Origin of the sequence: Streptococcus oralis (assembly GCF_019929345.1) — a bacterium.
In the GTDB taxonomy this organism is placed as follows: Bacteria; Bacillota; Bacilli; order Lactobacillales; family Streptococcaceae; genus Streptococcus.
Genome location: NZ_JAHZPJ010000041.1, coordinates 1 through 576 on the forward strand (window position 1 = coordinate 1; position 576 = coordinate 576).

A 576-nucleotide genomic window follows, 5' to 3' on the forward strand; every position below is an offset into this window, starting at 1 on the left:
GCGGCAAGACCGTTTCCGGTTTTTTACGGGCGGCAGCTCTCGGTAAGAAAGTTAACTCACTGACTGATGATCGGGTGCTGAAAGAAGTTATGAGACTGGGGGCGTTACAGAAAAAACTCTTTATCGACGGCAAGCGTGTCGGGGACAGGGAATATGCGGAGGTGCTGATCGCTATTACGGAGTATCACCGTGCCCTGTTATCCAGGCTTATGGCAGATTAGCTTCCCGGAGAGAAAACTGTCGAAAACAGACGGTATGAACACCGTAAGCTCCCAAAGTGATCACCATTCGCTTTCATGCATAGCTATGCAGCGAGCTGAAAACGATCCTGACGCATCCTTCCTGTTTTTCCGGGGTAAAACATCTCTTTTTGCGGTGTCTGCGTCAGAATCGCGTTCAGCGCGTTTCAGTGGTGCGTACAATTAAGGGATTATGTTAAAAGTATTGGAGTGAAGGGGATGTAACTGTTTGTTTTGATGTATAATTGTTCTGTTTTTTATTGATGAGGCAAAGGAGAGTGGGGGGATAAGTGAATTATTCGGTGGTTTTTTTAACATTGATAATAATTATACTTCT

1 protein-coding gene is annotated in these 576 nt (G+C 45.1%); it reads left to right on the plus strand.

The genetic code is table 11. The features are described from left to right. Positions 1–221, plus strand: a 221-nt coding sequence (mobA, locus tag K1I97_RS10125; RefSeq protein WP_171755431.1) for a plasmid mobilization protein MobA, incomplete at its 5' end; no start/stop codon positions are given. Positions 222–576 lie beyond the last annotated feature (355 nt).